Origin of the sequence: Polynucleobacter arcticus (assembly GCF_013307205.1) — a bacterium.
GTDB lineage: Bacteria > Pseudomonadota > Gammaproteobacteria > Burkholderiales > Burkholderiaceae > Polynucleobacter > Polynucleobacter arcticus.
This window is the reverse complement of record NZ_CP028940.1, coordinates 1,749,554-1,766,089: the sequence shown is the minus strand read 5'-3', so window position 1 is coordinate 1,766,089 and position 16,536 is coordinate 1,749,554. Positions and strand designations below refer to the sequence as shown.

Genomic DNA, 16,536 nt, shown 5'->3' with positions numbered 1-16,536 from the left:
TCCTTAAATTTCGCCGCGTGCACGAAGATCAGTCAAAACAGCATCGATGCCATTTTTGTCGATAACGCGCAAACCAGCGTTGGTTAAGCGCAAGCTAATCCAACGGTTTTCAGATTCAACCCAGAAACGACGATTTTGCAAATTCGGCAAAAAGCGACGCTTCGTTTTATTGTTTGCATGGGATACATTGTTGCCAACCATCGGCTTCTTCCCAGTGACTTGGCAAACTTTTGCCATGACATAACTCCATTAATTGCGAAAAAAGAAGATTGTATCAGTCTCCACCCACTTTGATCTACCTCTAATTGGCTTTAGTTTTTAGGATTGGGCGATCTAAGCATCAATAATGGTCAAAAATGCTCTTTAAGTTAGTAATTACTTCTATTTTTACTCATTATTCATAAGGCCTGCATCAGAAAATGAGAAAAATCCACTATTGCTGACAATGCAGTGATCTAAAAGCGGAATATCGACTAATTGCAGGGCTTTGGTGAGCGCCAGGGTTAATTCTTGATCAGCAATACTGGGTAACGGATTTCCGCTAGGATGGTTGTGAGCCACGATTAGGGCGCTGGCATTCCTAGAGAGGGCTTCCTTGAGGATTTCTCTGGGGTAGACGGCAGTATGGGTTAGGGAGCCCCTAAAGAGCTCCTGGCACTCCATCAAGTGAAGTCTGGAGTCGAGGTAAAGGCATAAGAAGACTTCATGAGGAAGGCGCCCAAATTTAGCCTGCAAGAACTCTTTGACGTAGCTGGGGGAAGAAAAAACGGAGTCTTGAGAGAGTGTTTCTTCAAGACTGCGCTTAACTAGCTCGTAAGCGGCTTGAATTTGTGACCATTTAGAAATACCCATTCCATGAATCTGGGTTAACTCCTCCGAAGTGCAAGACAGCAGACGTGGCAGATTGCCAAAATGGTGAAGCAGGTCTTTTGCTAGGGTTACGGCAGATTTTCCCTTAACGCCAACCCGGAGAAAGATGGCAAGTAATTCGGCATCTGTCAGGGCTGCTGCTCCGAGTGCACGTAGTTTCTCGCGGGGCTGATCCATTTTGGGCCATTCGGTAATGGGAGAGTGCACGCTCGTGTCGGGCCTAGATACAATTACCTTATGACTAAGCTTACGGTTTTGCCCAACTCCTTCTTGACTCTCAACTATCGACTCACTCTGCCCAGTGGGGACGACTACATCAATACGTTTATCGATCGTCCTGCGACGGTGATGATGGGTTCTGGACAATTTGCGCCTTGTTTTGAAAAAGTATTGATTGGGTTAGGTGTTGGGGAAAAGAAAAGCGCTGTACTCCCGCCTGAAGAAAGTTTTGGCGAGCGCAAAGAGGAGTTAATTCAGTGGGTCTCTTTGGGCGCACTCAAAGAAGGTCGAGACGATGACGTCGAATTTAATCCAGGCGATGTGATTGAATTTAATGCGCCTGGTGGTGCGCAGTACGCTGGTGTATTGCAGTCTATTAATGAAGAGGGTGCTTGGTTTGATTTCAATCACCCCCTTGCCGGAAGGTCTGTAACCTTCGAGGCTGAAATCATAGCGATTCTTTAAGTGATGACTATGGAAGAAAGTACGCAAGACTCCCCAGAAATATTGATGGCACAACCCCGTGGTTTTTGTGCAGGGGTTGATCGGGCAATCAATATTGTGAATGAAGCGCTGACACGTTTTGGCGCGCCAATTTATGTCCGCCATGAAATTGTTCACAACGCTTACGTTGTCGATGAATTGCGTCAGAAGGGCGCAGTATTTGTTGAAGAGCTGCATGAGGTTCCCAAGGGTGGAATTGTGGTGTTCAGTGCGCATGGCGTTTCTCAAGAAGTTCGTAAAGATGCCGAGCAGCGTGGGCTACAGGTATATGACGCCACGTGCCCCCTGGTAACTAAGGTTCATCTTGAAGTGGTGAAGATGTGCAAAGATGGCTTCACGGTCTTGATGATCGGACATGCTGGTCATCCAGAAGTTGAAGGCACGATGGGTCAAGTCAATAAAGGCATCCATCTGATTGAAACTGTGGCAGATGTTGCAGATCTCACTTTTGACGCGAATGAAAAAATTGCTTTTGTTACGCAAACCACACTCTCCGTAGATGAGACCAAAGAAATTGTTGATGTCTTAACAAAAAAATTCCCGAATATTGTGCAGCCACGTAAACAAGACATTTGCTATGCCACACAAAATCGCCAAGATGCTGTGAAATTCATGGCACCCCAGGTGGATGTTGTCATTGTGGTGGGAAGCAAGGCGAGCTCGAACTCGAATCGCTTGCGTGAATTAGCTGAAAAGTTAGGTGTACCAGCTTACATGGTGGATGCGCCTGAGCAATTGCAGGCGGAATGGTTTGTGGGTAAAAAAAGAGTAGGCCTGACTGCGGGTGCCTCAGCTCCCGAAAGTTTGGCGCAATCGATTGTGAGTAAGATTCAAGAATTTGGCCCACGTAGTATTCGGGCTTTGGACGGCGTAGTTGAAGATGTCACCTTTTCCTTGCCAAAAAATTTAGTTGCTTAGCAAGTCAGTAGTTTGGATGCCGTAACAAAAAGATAAAGGGGCTCAAGGCCCCTTTATTGCATTGCCGCTTGGTGCTTTTAGACTACTTGCTTTAGCAACTCTCTCAAGATATTACACATCTGACGGATTTCATCATCGGTCACATTGAGGGCTGGCATAAAACGCAATAGATTCGGCCTTGGTGAATTAATCAGCAAGCCTTCCGGGCTTCGGTCGCGAGCAAGTTGAACTAATTTGCCACCAATATCGCCACTGAGCATGAGGGCGCGTAGTAGGCCTTCACCACGTTCGCCCTCCAAATTAAATTCGGCAGAGATGGAGAGCAATTCTTTGCTGAGCAATTCTCCTTTTGCGCGCACCGATTCTAAAAACCCTGGGGCTAAAAGTTGCTCGATCACGCTAATGCCCACTGCGGTCATGAGGGGGTTACCGTTATAGGTGCCGCCCTGATCACCTGGTACAAAGCACGCAACCGCATCAGTTGCCATCAGTGCAGCTAGTGGAACGCCACCACCAATACCTTTACCTAAAGTCATGATGTCTGGCTCAATACCATAGTGCTGATATGCAAACAACTTACCAGTTCTGCCACAGCCAGCTTGCACTTCATCCACGATCAACAGGATATTATTTTCTTTCGTGAATTGGCGCAGGTCCTGCATAAATTCTTTGGTCGTTGGAATCACGCCGCCTTCACCTTGTACTGGCTCGAGCATTACTGCAACCGTTTTATCGGTCACCAGTTTTTTGACTGACTCTAAATCATTTAAATCTGCTTTAGGAAAGCCAGCTACTTGCGGGGCAAACATCGTGTCCCAACCTGGCTTGCCTGAGGCACTCATAGTTGCTAAGGTGCGACCATGAAAGCTGTGGTCAAAAGTGATGATTTCAAAGGCGCCTGCTTTATTGAGTTGCCCCCATTTGCGCGCTAACTTAATAGCGCCCTCATTAGCCTCTGCTCCGCTATTGGCAAAGAAGACTTTATTAAAGCAACTATTGTCTGTGAGCAAGTCCGACAAACGCAACATGGGTTCGTTGTAAAAGGCGGGGCTGGGATTAATCAACTTCTGAGCTTGTATGTTGAGCGCCTCAATCATGCCGGGATTGCTGTGGCCAAGACAGTTGACTGCCCAACCTTGCAAGAAATCCAAATAGCGCTTGCCATGGTTATCGGTGAGCCACGACCCTTTACCCTCAACCATGATTGCTTCTGGTCGCGGAGTAATAAACATTACTGAGTGGGCGTCGATGGACTGGGCTGGCTTATTCATATCGTTTTATGAGATGGATCAAATGAGGTTTCTATTATCGCGCTTAGTTTGTTGCAAGGTCAGCGGCACTGGTGAAGGAGTCCGCATAAAACTCTTCCTCAGGCAGATGACATGCGGATGAAAAGTCCTGGCGAGCCGCATTGACCATCACTGGTGCGCCACAGGCATAGATCTGGGAGTTTGCCATGTTGGGATGGTCATCCATCACTGCTTGGTGCACAAAGCCTGTACGGCCAGTCCACTGGTCAGCAGGGAGTGCATCTGAGATCACGGGGATGTATTGAAAGTGGGGAATCTCGTTTGCCCAGGACTGACAGAGCGTATTAAGGTAGAGATCGCTAGGGCGACGTCCCCCCCAATACAGCTGAATAGGACGCTGAATCTTCTTGAGCTGCATCTGCTCTATGATGGACTTGATCGGTGCAAAGCCAGTACCCGCAGCAACAAAAATGATTGGTTTCTTGGAATCCTCTCTCAAAAAGAAGCTACCTAGCGGACCCTCAAAGCGCAAAATATCCTTCTCTTTGAGCGCAGGTTCGGTCGCCCCAAAGACAAAATCGGTAAATAAGCCACCGGGTAAATGGCGCAGATGCAGCTCGAGAGGACCATCTTGATCAGGCGCGTTTGCAATCGAGTAGGCACGCCGTTGCCCATCCTTGAGTAAAAATTCTACATATTGACCGGCTAAGAATTGGAATCGCTCGCTTGCGGGTAACTGCAATTTGAGAATTGCCACATCCTCACTTGGCCTTGTAATCGAATTCACACGGCAGGGTACTTTGCGGATTGCAATATCGCCGGCACCTTGGACTTCACGCGCTTCAATGAGGAGGTCAGATTTGGGGTGAGCACAGCAAAATAGAGTGCCGCCGCTAGCCTCATCGGTTGGGCTTAAAGCCGCAGCGCTATGTTGCCCATGCTCTACCTCGCCCTCGAGAATCTTTCCCTTGCAGGATCCGCAGGCACCGTTTTTACAGCCATAGGGAAGCGTAATGCCTTGCTGTAGGGCTGCCTCTAAAAGGGTCTCATCCTTCTGGACTGTAAATTGTTTACCGCTCGCTTTGAGCGTGACTTGGTAAGACACTCTCATTCCTTTCAATAAATCGTTACGATGTGACCTATGCAATCTTTTGGTAAACCTCGAATCCTGATCATTGGCTGCGGCGACATTGGTCTGCGCGTGGCCAAACAGTTGGCGAAAGGTTGCCGTGTATACGCCTTAACCTCCCAGAAAACACGCTTTCAGGAGCTGAGGGCAGTTGGCGCGATTCCGATTCTGGGGGATCTGGATAAGCCCGATAGCTTGTGGCGCTTAAGTGGATTGGCCGAAACCGTGATTCACTTAGCACCACCCCAAAATACTGGTCATCGTGATTGCCGAACTCGCAACCTCCTCCGAATTTTAGCCCAAGGATCCGATACCGTCAGGCGCCTGATTTATGTGAGTACTACGGGCGTCTATGGGGATCATAAAGGCGCTAGAGTGAGCGAAATTACCCCTGTCAACCCACAAAGCGAACGTGCTAAGCGGCGTGTAGATGCTGAGGATAGCCTTCGCTTATGGGCACCAGCCCATGGCGTAGTGCTCACCATCCTGCGTGTGCCTGGTATCTATGCGGCAGACAGGCTGCCTGTTGAGCGGATTCAGGCGCGGACACCGGCTTTAATTGCAGTTGAAGATGCCTACTCAAATCACATTCAAAGCGATGATTTGGCAAGACTTGTGTGTGCCGCCGTGTATCACGGTAAGCCGCAGCGCGTGATTAATGCCTGTGACGGTGGTGAAACCAAGATGGGTGATTACTTTGATCAGGTAGCCGATGCCTTTGGAATGGATCGACCGCCTAGATTGCCGGGTGAAGACTTACAGAAAATCGTATCCCCTATGCTCTGGTCATTTATGCGGGAGTCACGGCGCGTAACGAATCAGCGGCTATCAGAGCTAAAAACGCCGCTTCGCTATCCCAGCGTGGCAGCGTTTCTGAAAACTATTTCCAAGAATCCTTGAGGCCGACCGTGCGGTTAAACACGGGCTGCCCTGGCTTGGAATCGTTTTGGTCGGCAACAAAGTAACCATGACGTTCAAACTGAAAGCGGTCTTCTGCTTTAACGTCTTTCATACAAGGCTCTAAATAAGCGGTGATGGTTTGCTTAGAATTGGGGTTGATGGCATCGAGGAAATTCTTATCACCGCTATCTGGATGGGGATCGCTAAATAGATGGTCATACAGGCGCACTTGTGCAGGCACTGCCTCTGCTGCGCTTATCCAGTGAATGTTGCCCTTCACTTTATAATTATTGGAGCCTGCTGTGCCGCTCTTGCTATCAGCAAAGTGAGTGGCATTGACTTGAACCACATTACCCTCGGCGTCGACTTCAAAACCAGTACATTCAATCACAAAGCCATGGCGTAGGCGAACGCGTCCACCAGGCTGATCACCGATTGGTGGATAGAGTCTAAAGAAGCCCTTTATAGGCTCTTTCATGAAGTCATCTTCTTCAATCCACAATTCTCTAGTGAAATGAAATTCCCGATTACCCCACTCGGGGTGCTGTGGATGACGTGGTGCTGAACATGGCTCACTTGCTGAGGCATCCCAGTTTTCAATCACCAACTTGAGTGGCTTCAGGACTGCTGTGGCACGTGGAGCTTTTGCTTCTAGATCATCACGCAGAGCTTGATCTAGGGTGCTCATATCAATCCAACTATCCGCTTTAGAAACACCAATGCGTTCACAGAACAAGCGAATACTCTCAGGCGTATAACCTCTGCGACGTATGCCCACAATGGTTGGCATACGTGGGTCATCCCATCCCTCGACATGGTTCTCTTCCACCAATTGCAGTAGCTTACGCTTGCTAGTGATGGTGTAAGTGAGGTTGAGGCGAGCAAATTCATATTGGTGCGGAACGGGATTTTTAAAGATCCCGAGCTCCGCTAAGGAACTAACTATCCAATCATAGAGCGGACGATTATTCTCAAACTCCAAAGTGCAAATAGAGTGTGAGACATTCTCCAGCGCATCTGAAATGCAGTGCGTGAAGTCATACAAAGGATAGATACACCACTTGCTGCCAGTGCGGTGATGATCAATGTGACGTATGCGATACACCACAGGGTCGCGCATCACGATGTTCGGATGCGCCATATCAATCTTCAAGCGTAGAACATGCGCACCATCTGGATATTTACCGTCGCGCATCTCACGAAACAAGGCAAGATTTTCATCGGGAGTGCGATCGCGATAAGGACTATTTTTACCAGCTTGACCAAAGTTACCGCGATTGGCATGGATGTCCTCTGCACTCTGACTATCAACATAGGCTTTGCCATTTTGAATCAGAATTTCAGCAAACTCATAGAGGTGGTCGAAGTAATCACTTGCGTGATACAGGTGCGTACCCCAATCAAAGCCTAGCCATTGAACCGCATCCAAAATACTATCTGCGTACTCAACATCTTCTTTCACAGGATTGGTGTCGTCCAAGCGCATATTGCAGCGTGCGCCACCCGTTTGATTGTTGTAGTCGGCAGCTAAGCCAAAGTTGAGGCAGATACTTTTGGCGTGGCCAATATGCAAGTAGCCATTGGGTTCGGGCGGAAAGCGCGTGATGATCGAAGGTATGGCTTGACCATCTCGATTGCTACGATTCTGATACGCACCGCTTGCCAAGTCATGATCAATGATCTGACGTAAAAAATTAGAGGGTTCGGTAACCGCGCTGGTAGGTGCCTTGGATGGCTTGCTATCTTGGGACATGGCCTTATTGTAGAGAAAACCCCCACTCATAAAGAAAAAAGCCCGCAAACTAGTGCGGGCTCGTTTCTGGGAAGCGGTCGAGCGTTACTCTTCTACGAAGGCCTCTTCACGCGTTTTCTTAACCGCTGGCAGAGCTACGATCACAACCAAGAGGGCCGCTGCGATGAGCAAACCCAAAGAGAGTGGGCGGGTTAAGAAGGTAGTGAAATCTCCACGTGACAGCAGTAGGGCACGACGGAAATTCTCTTCCATCATGGGTCCGAGCACGAAGCCCAGAAGCAGTGGTGGGGGTTCACAACCCAATTTGAAGAAGAGGTAACCAATCAAGCCGAAGCCAGCAGTCACATAAACATCAAATACGGTGTTGTTTACGGTGTACACGCCAATACAGCAGAAGACCAAGATTGCTGGGTAGAGGAAGCGATATGGAATTTTCAGGAGCTTTACCCAAATACCAATCAGCGGTAAGTTCAAGAGAATCAACATCACATTACCAATCCACATGGAGGCAATCAGACCCCAAAACAAGGCTGGATTGCTGGTCATGACTTGCGGGCCAGGCTGGATGTTATGAATCGTCATCGCACCAACCATCAACGCCATCACGGCATTGGGCGGAATACCTAATGTCAGTAGTGGAATAAAGGAAGTTTGAGCTGCAGCATTATTAGCTGCTTCAGGACCTGCTACACCCTCAATGGCACCTTTACCAAACTCATGGCTGTACTTCGAGGATTTTTTCTCAACCGAGTAGGCGCCGAAGGCCGCCAAGGCTGCTCCGCCGCCTGGCAGGATGCCGAGGATAGAACCAATGGTGGTGCCGCGCAAGATAGAAGGAATCATGCGCTTTACATCTTGTTTGGTAGGGATCATCGTGGTCATCTTGTTCAAGAAGCCCTCGTCATCCCCCGTTTTTTCTAGATTGCCCATAATTTCAGCAAAACCGAAAACACCCATGGCCACTGCAACGAAGCCAATACCATCACTTAATTCAGGAATATCAAATGCATAGCGTGATACGCCAGAGTTCACGTCAGTGCCAATCAGGCCCATCAACAGGCCCAAGATAATCATGCCAATCGCTTTGATCAACGAACCCGAAGCTAGAACGACCGCACCAATTAACCCCAATACCATTAGGGAGAAGTATTCAGCAGGACCAAATTTAAATGCCAGCTGAGACAGTGGTGTCGCAAATGCAGCCAAAACCAAAGTTGCTACGCAACCAGCGAAAAATGAACCCATGCCGGCGGTAAAAAGAGCAACACCTGCTCGACCATTTCTGGCCATTTGGTAGCCATCAATCGCCGTTACCACCGAGGACGTTTCCCCGGGGATATTGAGCAAAATTGCAGTAGTAGATCCACCGTACTGGGAGCCGTAGTAGATGCCTGCCAGCATGATCAGGGCGGCAATCGGAGGCAAGGCATAGGTAGCTGGCAACAACATCGCAATAGTTGCGATCGGGCCTAGACCAGGCAAGACACCGATTAAGGTACCCAAAACGCAGCCAATCAGGCAGTAAACAAGGTTTTGTAGGGTAAATGCGGTATCAAAACCGAGGGCTAAATTAGTAAATAATTCCATTTTTCAGAGTCTCGGTTTTTATTGTTGTAAGAAGGCAGGTAGGAGTGGGAACTGGAGCTTGAGACCCACAACAAACACTGAGTAAGTAAACGCCACTAAAAAGGCTGCGTTCATGGCGGTGCCTTTCCAAGTAAATTCCTTGCTTGCACTTGCAGCTACAAATACCAGGACCACCACGGCAACTAAAAAACCCATTCTGGGGAGGAGTAGCCCATAAAGGACTACTGCGCCAGTAATTTGCACAATGATCTTCCAGTTGAACTTGGGAATCGACTCTATTGTTGCTTTGGCACTAAAGGACTTTACTAGCACCAAAAGGCCTAAAAGGGTCATCAGGATGCCTAAATAGAATGGGAAATAGCCTGGACCCATTTTCGCTGCGGTGCCCATCTTATATTGCGTTGCCACGATAGCAAAGAAGAGGCCAATCACCATGTACATGATTCCAGCGCCGAAATCCCGTTGATTGCGAATTTTCAAGTTGAGCTCCTTAATTAATCGACTTAAACGCCGATCTATTTATTAGTGTTACGGGATTGTAAGGCAGGATTGGGGAGCTTTACCAAGGGTTTGCCCCCGACTGGTGCCAATGCGATAATTATTCACATGAAAGTCTCTCAAATTCGCCAGGCGTACCTGGACTACTTTGCCCAAAAAGGCCACCAAATTGTCTCTTCTAGCCCTGTAGTGCCGGGAGATGACCCTACCCTGCTATTCACTAATGCGGGTATGAATCAGTTTAAGGACGTTTTTTTGGGTTTTGATAAGCGCCCATACAGCCGCGCCACCACTGCTCAGAAGTGCATTCGCGCCGGAGGTAAGCATAACGACCTGGATAACGTTGGCTATACAGCCCGTCACCATACCTTTTTTGAGATGCTGGGTAATTTCTCTTTTGGAGATTACTTTAAGCAAGATGCGATTGCGTTTGCTTGGGGATTCCTGACGGATGTCCTAAAGCTTCCCAAAGACAAGCTGCTTGTGACGGTTTATGCAGAAGATGATGAGGCTTATGAGATTTGGAATAAGCAAATCGGTGTGCCGGCTGAGCGCATTATTCGGATTGGTGACAATAAGGGCGCACGTTACGCCTCAGACAATTTTTGGATGATGGGCGATACAGGGCCATGTGGTCCTTGCACGGAGATCTTTTACGATCATGGCCCCCACATTGCTGGCGGTCCTCCAGGTAGTCCTGAAGAAGATGGCGATCGCTATATTGAAATCTGGAATAACGTCTTCATGCAATTTAACCGCGATGAAGCTGGCAATATGCATCCGCTGCCAAAGCCCAGCGTAGATACCGGTATGGGGCTCGAGCGTATTGCTGCCGTGTTACAGCACGTGCACTCTAATTACGAAATCGACCTGTTCGTTAATTTATTGAAAGCGGCTAAAGAAGCTGTGGATACTGCAGGTGGTGAGAATTGCGATTCCACTAGTCCATCACTCAAAGTGATTGCTGACCATATCCGTGCATGCAGCTTTATTGTTGTCGATGGTGTTATTCCTGGTAATGCGGGTCGTGGCTATGTTCTGCGTCGTATTACTCGTCGTGCAATTCGTCATGGCTATAAATTGGGTGCACGCAAACCCTTCTTCTATCAGCTCGTGCCTGCGCTAGTAAAAGAGATGGGACAGGCCTATCCCGAGCTTCAGGCGGCTAAAGATAAAGTCAGTGAAGTGATTAAGCAAGAAGAGGAGCGCTTTTTTCAGACCATTGCCAATGGTATGGAGATTCTGGATAACGCTCTGGCTGGTGGTGCTAAGACAGTGGATGGCGAAACTGCTTTCCGCTTGCACGACACCTTTGGTTTCCCATTAGATCTCACGGCGGATGTTTGCCGTGAGCGTGATGTTTCCGTGGATGCTGATGGTTTTGAATTGGCTATGCAAAAGCAGCGTGATCAAGCAAGAGCAGCTGGCAAGTTCAAGGTAGCCCAAGGCTTAGAGTACTCTGGCAAGCCAACACAATTTCATGGCTATGACACCCTGAAGCATGAGGGTGCCAAAGTCACTGCGCTTTATCTAGATGGCTCTGCTGTGCAATCTGTGAAGGCTGGTGATGCAGCTGTAGTTGTTTTAGATAACACCCCTTTTTATGCTGAGTCCGGTGGACAGGTCGGTGACAAAGGCGAGTTGCGTAATGAATCAGTGCGTTTTGCTGTTGAGGATACTTTCAAGATTCAGGCAGATGTATTTGGGCATCAAGGCGAAGTTCATGAAGGCGAGCTTAGAGTGGGTGATGTCCTCAATGCCTTGGTAGATGTGGAACAAAGAACAGAGACTATGCGCAATCATAGTGCTACACATATCTTGCATAAGGCACTACGTGAAGTGCTTGGTGAACATGTGCAGCAAAAGGGCTCATTAGTAGATGCTAGTAAAACCCGTTTTGACTTTACACACAATGCTCCCATTACTGCGGCTGAAATTCGTCGTGTGGAAGATATTGTGAATACCGAGATTTTGGCCAACACTGCCACCTCCGGAAAAGTCATGCCCCTTGAGGATGCTCAGAAAACTGGTGCCATGATGCTCTTTGGTGAGAAATATGGAGATGAAGTCCGCGTACTAGAAATTGGTAGCTCCAAAGAGCTCTGTGGAGGTACTCACGTTGGCCGCACTGGTGATATCGGTAGCCTAAAGATTGTTTCTGAAGGCGGCGTTGCTGCCGGTATTCGTCGAGTTGAAGCGGTAACCGGTAAAAACGCATTGAACTTCTTGCAGGGTTTAGAGGACAAGATTAATGAAGCGGCTACGATCCTAAAAACCCATCCCGGTGATCTAGTGAATCGTGTTGCTCAACTACAAGAAAGCCTGCGTCAGGCTGAACGTGAGTTAGACAAAGTGAACTCTAAGCTGGCTGCTAGCCAAGGCGATGAGTTGGCCACCCAAGCAATTGATGTCAACGGCCTCAAAGTATTGGCTGCTCGTTTAGATGGCGCTGATGCGCAGGTATTGCGAGAGACTATGGACGCTCTAAAGGCGAAGTTCAAGACCGCTGCTATTGTTCTAGCCTCAGTACAAGGCGATAAGGTGAGTCTGATTGCTGGTGTGACTGCAGACTCGATTTCGAAGGTGAAAGCAGGTGACCTTGTGAACTTTGTTGCCCAACAGGTTGGCGGTAAGGGCGGGGGTAAGCCGGAGATGGCGATGGCTGGCGGCACTGACCCTAGCAAGCTGGGTGAGGCACTAGCTGGTGTAAAAGATTGGGTGGCATCTAAATGAGCGATGCGATCGAATTTAATCTCGAGGTAGATGCCATTGGTATGAATTGCCCTCTCCCAATCTTGCGTACCAAGAAAGCCTTAGCCACCATGCAGTCTGGTGAAGTTTTGAAGGTGAAGGCAACTGATGCAGGTGCAGCTCATGATTTCATCGCATTTGCGAAGCAAACTGGTAATGAGCTCCTCTCCAGCACTAACGAAGGTGATGTATTGGTATTTTTTCTCAAGAGAAGATGAGAGTGAATCAATCTATATCGTCTCATTTGTAGAAATTCGATACTTCTAAAAAATAAAAAGGCAGAGAGCGATTTCTGCCTTTTTACTTTCATCTCACAAGAGATCCGAGGTACAGCCTAGGTTAAAGAGCGACTTTTGAGGTAGGCAGCAAACTCTGTACTGACCTCTGGGTGGCGCAAGGCGAACTCAACAGAAGCTTTCAGGTAGCCTAGCTTGCTACCGCAGTCATAGCGCACGCCATCATACTCATAAGCAAATACGGGTTCTTCTTTAAGTAAAGAGGCGATCGCATCTGTGAGCTGAATTTCACCGCCGGCACCCGGCTTGAGATTGCGTATATGTTTGAAGATATCTGATGAAAGAACATAGCGACCCACTACCGCTAAGTTAGAAGGGGCATCCTGAGGCTGGGGCTTTTCTACGATTCCGTTGAGACGATAGATGCCCTTGCTAACTTCAATACCATCCACAATCCCGTAAGAACTGCTCTTGGCAGGATCAATTTTCTCTACCGCCAACACGGAGCCATTTTGCTCATCAAATACTTTGAGCATTTGCTTGAGGACCGCTGGCTGTCCGTCGAGTAAGTCATCTGCAAGAATGATGGCAAAGGGCTCGTCACGCACGAGTTTTTCTGCGCACAAAACAGCGTGACCAAGACCCAGCGCTTCTGGTTGACGGACATAGACGCAGTCCACATGGCTTGGTTTAACGCTACGAACAATCTCCAGTAAAGCAGTTTTATTTTTAGCTTCAAGCTCAGCCTCTAATTCATAGGCTTTATCAAAGTGATCCTCAATCGCTCGCTTACTACGACCAGTTACAAAAATCATTTCAGTAATACCAGCAGCGATTGCTTCTTCAACTGCGTACTGGATGAGCGGCTTATCCACCACATTGAGCATCTCTTTCGGACTCGCTTTAGTAGCAGGCAGAAAGCGGGTTCCTAGACCCGCGACAGGAAAGACAGCTTTGGTAACAGCTTTAGTACTTAATGGCATAGAAATTCCGATCGCTTTGCTTTTAATAGGCTATTGTTATTTGAGTCGCTCGAATTGTGCAACAAGCTTTTCATGGTTTTGCTCAAAACCAGCAAGACGTTGTTTTTCTTGAGCAACAACCTCTTCTGGGGCTCGAGCCACAAAGCTCTCATTACCTAGCTTACTACGTGCCTTAGTGATTTCATTGGCCAGACGCTCAATTTCCTTGCCCAGGCGAATTCTCTCGGCTGCAATATCCACTTCAATTTTTAGTAATAACTTCAAGTTTCCGACTAAGGCCATTGGTGCCCCAGGCGCATCTTTCTCTAAAGCGGACTCATCATCATAGATTTTGACTTCGGAGAGCTTTGCCAACGCAGTCAAATATGGGCTGGCTTTCTTTAAGAAATCCTGTGGTCCGCTGATCCATAAAGGCACTTTGAGCGCAGGCGAAACTTGCATCTCACCACGCAGATTACGACAAGCATCCACGATGGATTTAATTTGAGCAACCCAAGCTTCGCTTTGCTCATCAATCTTATCGAGCTGCGCAACAGGGTAGGGCTGTAGAGCAATGGTTTGTTTATCTTGCTTTGCTAACTCTTTGCCTACCTTCGGACCCACTGTTTGCCAAAGGGTTTCAGTAATGAATGGAATCAGTGGATGAGCCATACGCAAGATAGTTTCTAAAACACGCAAGAGGGTACGACGGGTCGCACGTTGCTGCGCAGGCGTTCCGGTTTGTAGCTGAACTTTTGCAAGCTCTAAATACCAATCGCAATATTCATCCCAGACAAACTGATAAATACTGGTGGCAATATTGTCAAAGCGATAGTTTTGAAAGCCTTTTGCGACATCAGCCTCAGTTCTTTGTAGCAGAGAAACAATCCATCTGTCGGCAGGAGAAAAGTCTAACTGACCCTCAGGACCACATTCGCTATCGCATGGCGCAAAGCCATTTTCTTCATTGCTGCCTGGGCAGTTCATCAGAACAAAGCGGGTGGCATTCCATAGCTTGTTACAGAAATTACGATAGCCTTCACAACGCTTTTGGTCAAAATTAATATTGCGCCCAAGGGATGCGAGGGATGCGAAAGTAAAACGCAGCGCATCAGTACCAAAGGCGGGAATGCCTTCCGGAAACTCTTTCTTGGTCTTTTTGCTAATACTCTCAGCTTGTTTAGGGTTCATCAAGCCGGTAGTGCGCTTCGCAATCAAATCTTCAATCTGAATGCCATCAATTAAATCAATAGGGTCTAAGGTATTGCCTTTGGACTTACTCATCTTCTGACCCTCGGCATCACGAACTAAGCCGTGTACATACACCGTATCAAATGGCACTTTGCCCGTGAAGTGGCAAGTCATCATGACCATGCGAGCGACCCAGAAGAAAATGATGTCAAAACCGGTAACTAATACTGATGAAGGTAAGAAATGCTTGAGGGCAGGTGTTTCTTCTGGCCAGCCTAATGAACTGAACGGCACTAGTGCAGAGCTAAACCAGGTGTCTAAGACATCGGGATCGCGTTGGAGTTGTCCGGTGTAGCCGGCAGCCGCCGCTTTGATTTTGGCCTCCTCTTCAGAGCGAGCCACAAAGATTTGCCCATCATCGCCATACCAGGCCGGGATTTGATGGCCCCACCAGAGTTGGCGTGAGATACACCAGTCCTGAATATTTTCTAACCACTGCGAGTAGGTGCTAATCCAGTTTTCTGGAACAAGCTTGATATCACCCTTGGTTACGGCATCTAAAGCGGCGCCGGCAATCGAGGAGCCTGGTTGATATTGATTATCTGGACTCGGCTTGGAGACGGCAACAAACCACTGATCAGTGAGCATCGGCTCGATGATGGTTTGGGTACGATCGCCGCGGGGCACCATCAATTTATGAGGCTGTACTTTTTCCAACAGTCCTGCAGCCTCTAAATCAGCTACTACTTGCTTACGAGCTGCAAAGCGCTCAAGACCTTGATAAGCGATAGGTGCATTCTCATTAATCTTGGCATCGAGAGTCAAAATATTGATGAGTGGCAACTGATGGCGTTGACCAACAGCATAGTCATTGAAGTCGTGTGCAGGTGTTACTTTCACCACGCCAGTACCAAAGGCTAAATCAACATAATCATCGGCAATGATGGGGATCTCACGATTGCATAGCGGTAAGTGCACAGACTTACCGATGAGGTGTTTGTAACGCTCATCTTCTGGATTAACCATGACGGCAACGTCACCCAATAAAGTTTCAGGGCGGGTGGTTGCTACGGTGAGGTGTCCAGAGCCATCAGCCAAGGGATAGCGGATGTGCCACATCGAGCCATCTTCTTCTTCGCTCACCACCTCTAAATCTGAAACAGCAGTACCGAGCACGGGATCCCAGTTCACTAAACGCTTGCCGCGATAGATCAAGCCTTGCTCATGCAATCGTACAAATACTTCCACGACAGCTTTGGACATTTTGCTGTCCATCGTGAAATATTCTTTACCCCAATCAATCGAAGCGCCTAAGCGACGAATCTGACGAGTAATGGTATTGCCGGAAGTTTCTTTCCACTCCCAAACTTTTTCTAAGAATTTCTCGCGACCTAAATCATGACGAGATATTTTTTGCGCATCAAGCTGGCGTTCAACAACGATTTGCGTGGCGATACCAGCGTGGTCCGTGCCGGGTACCCACAAAGTATTTTTTCCAGACATGCGGGCATGACGCACCAGGCCATCCATGATGGTTTGGTTGAAGGCATGACCCATATGTAGTGTGCCAGTCACATTCGGTGGTGGCAGTTGGATGGAGAAATCTCCCTTACCCTCATCTAGGGTGGCGTCGGCAATGCCTCGACGTTCCCATTCCGGACCCCAATAAGCTTCAATTGGCGCAGGTTCGTAGGATTTGGCTAGTTCGTCTACAGAACTGGCTAATGGGGAATTGGGAGAATTAGGGGTATTCGAAGCATTTGGCATA

General features: G+C 48.1%; 14 protein-coding genes. 5 read left to right on the top strand and 9 right to left on the bottom strand.

The window, feature by feature from the left end; genetic code table 11:
- Positions 1–3: 3 nt before the first annotated feature.
- Positions 4–237, bottom strand: coding sequence for a 50S ribosomal protein L28 (rpmB, locus tag DN92_RS08955; protein WP_088526345.1), 234 nt, complete (start codon positions 235–237; stop codon positions 4–6).
- A 150-nt stretch (positions 238–387) separates the two neighbouring features.
- Entirely contained in the window at positions 388–1,047 is a 660-nt protein-coding gene (radC, locus tag DN92_RS08950) for a RadC family protein (protein ID WP_173960909.1), read from the bottom strand.
- 60 nt (positions 1,048–1,107) lie between these two features.
- Between radC and DN92_RS08945 the strand changes: the two genes are divergently transcribed.
- The gene (locus DN92_RS08945) at positions 1,108–1,554 is read left to right on the top strand and encodes an FKBP-type peptidyl-prolyl cis-trans isomerase (protein ID WP_173960908.1); all 447 of its coding nucleotides are present in this window, start codon (positions 1,108–1,110) and stop codon (positions 1,552–1,554) included.
- Positions 1,555–1,557: 3 nt separating this feature from the next.
- Positions 1,558–2,511 (top strand): 4-hydroxy-3-methylbut-2-enyl diphosphate reductase, encoded by a 954-nt coding sequence (ispH, locus tag DN92_RS08940; RefSeq protein ID WP_173960907.1) that lies wholly within the window; start codon positions 1,558–1,560, stop codon positions 2,509–2,511.
- A 77-nt stretch (positions 2,512–2,588) separates the two neighbouring features.
- On the opposite strand, the gene DN92_RS08935 is transcribed toward ispH, so the two are convergent.
- Positions 2,589–3,782 carry an acetylornithine transaminase gene (locus tag DN92_RS08935; RefSeq protein WP_173960906.1) on the bottom strand — a complete coding sequence of 398 codons (1,194 nt, stop codon included), beginning with the start codon at positions 3,780–3,782 and terminating at the stop codon, positions 2,589–2,591.
- A gap of 43 nt (positions 3,783–3,825) precedes the next feature.
- Complete coding sequence (locus DN92_RS08930; RefSeq protein ID WP_173961315.1) at positions 3,826–4,866, bottom strand: CDP-6-deoxy-delta-3,4-glucoseen reductase; 1,041 nt, start codon at positions 4,864–4,866, stop codon at positions 3,826–3,828.
- Positions 4,867–4,902: 36 nt separating this feature from the next.
- Between DN92_RS08930 and DN92_RS08925 the strand changes: the two genes are divergently transcribed.
- Positions 4,903–5,790, top strand: coding sequence for an SDR family oxidoreductase (locus DN92_RS08925; RefSeq protein WP_173960905.1), 888 nt, complete (start codon positions 4,903–4,905; stop codon positions 5,788–5,790).
- Here the strand turns inward: DN92_RS08925 and DN92_RS08920 are convergent.
- The 3 genes from DN92_RS08920 to DN92_RS08910 form a co-directional block, all read right to left on the bottom strand.
- Positions 5,771–7,543, bottom strand: coding sequence for a glutamine--tRNA ligase/YqeY domain fusion protein (locus DN92_RS08920; RefSeq protein ID WP_173960904.1), 1,773 nt, complete (start codon positions 7,541–7,543; stop codon positions 5,771–5,773). The genes DN92_RS08925 and DN92_RS08920 overlap by 20 nt on opposite strands.
- A gap of 84 nt (positions 7,544–7,627) precedes the next feature.
- The gene (locus tag DN92_RS08915; RefSeq protein ID WP_173960903.1) at positions 7,628–9,130 is read right to left on the bottom strand and encodes a tripartite tricarboxylate transporter permease; all 1,503 of its coding nucleotides are present in this window, start codon (positions 9,128–9,130) and stop codon (positions 7,628–7,630) included.
- Between the two features lie 18 nt (positions 9,131–9,148).
- The gene (locus DN92_RS08910; RefSeq protein ID WP_173960902.1) at positions 9,149–9,610 is read right to left on the bottom strand and encodes a tripartite tricarboxylate transporter TctB family protein; all 462 of its coding nucleotides are present in this window, start codon (positions 9,608–9,610) and stop codon (positions 9,149–9,151) included.
- Positions 9,611–9,736: 126 nt separating this feature from the next.
- Here DN92_RS08910 and alaS point away from each other — a divergent pair, with 126 nt between their 5' ends.
- Positions 9,737–12,361 (top strand): alanine--tRNA ligase, encoded by a 2,625-nt coding sequence (alaS, locus tag DN92_RS08905; RefSeq protein ID WP_173960901.1) that lies wholly within the window; start codon positions 9,737–9,739, stop codon positions 12,359–12,361.
- Between the two features lie 8 nt (positions 12,362–12,369).
- A complete protein-coding gene (locus DN92_RS08900) occupies positions 12,370–12,597 on the top strand; it encodes a sulfurtransferase TusA family protein (RefSeq protein WP_173961314.1) in 228 nt (75 codons plus the stop codon).
- 116 nt (positions 12,598–12,713) lie between these two features.
- On the opposite strand, the gene galU is transcribed toward DN92_RS08900, so the two are convergent.
- Both galU and DN92_RS08890 read right to left on the bottom strand, forming a co-directional pair.
- A complete protein-coding gene (galU, locus tag DN92_RS08895; protein ID WP_173960900.1) occupies positions 12,714–13,598 on the bottom strand; it encodes a UTP--glucose-1-phosphate uridylyltransferase GalU in 885 nt (294 codons plus the stop codon).
- A 36-nt stretch (positions 13,599–13,634) separates the two neighbouring features.
- Positions 13,635–16,535, bottom strand: a complete 2,901-nt coding sequence (locus DN92_RS08890) for a valine--tRNA ligase (RefSeq protein ID WP_173960899.1) — start codon at positions 16,533–16,535, stop codon at positions 13,635–13,637.
- Position 16,536: the final 1 nt, after the last annotated feature.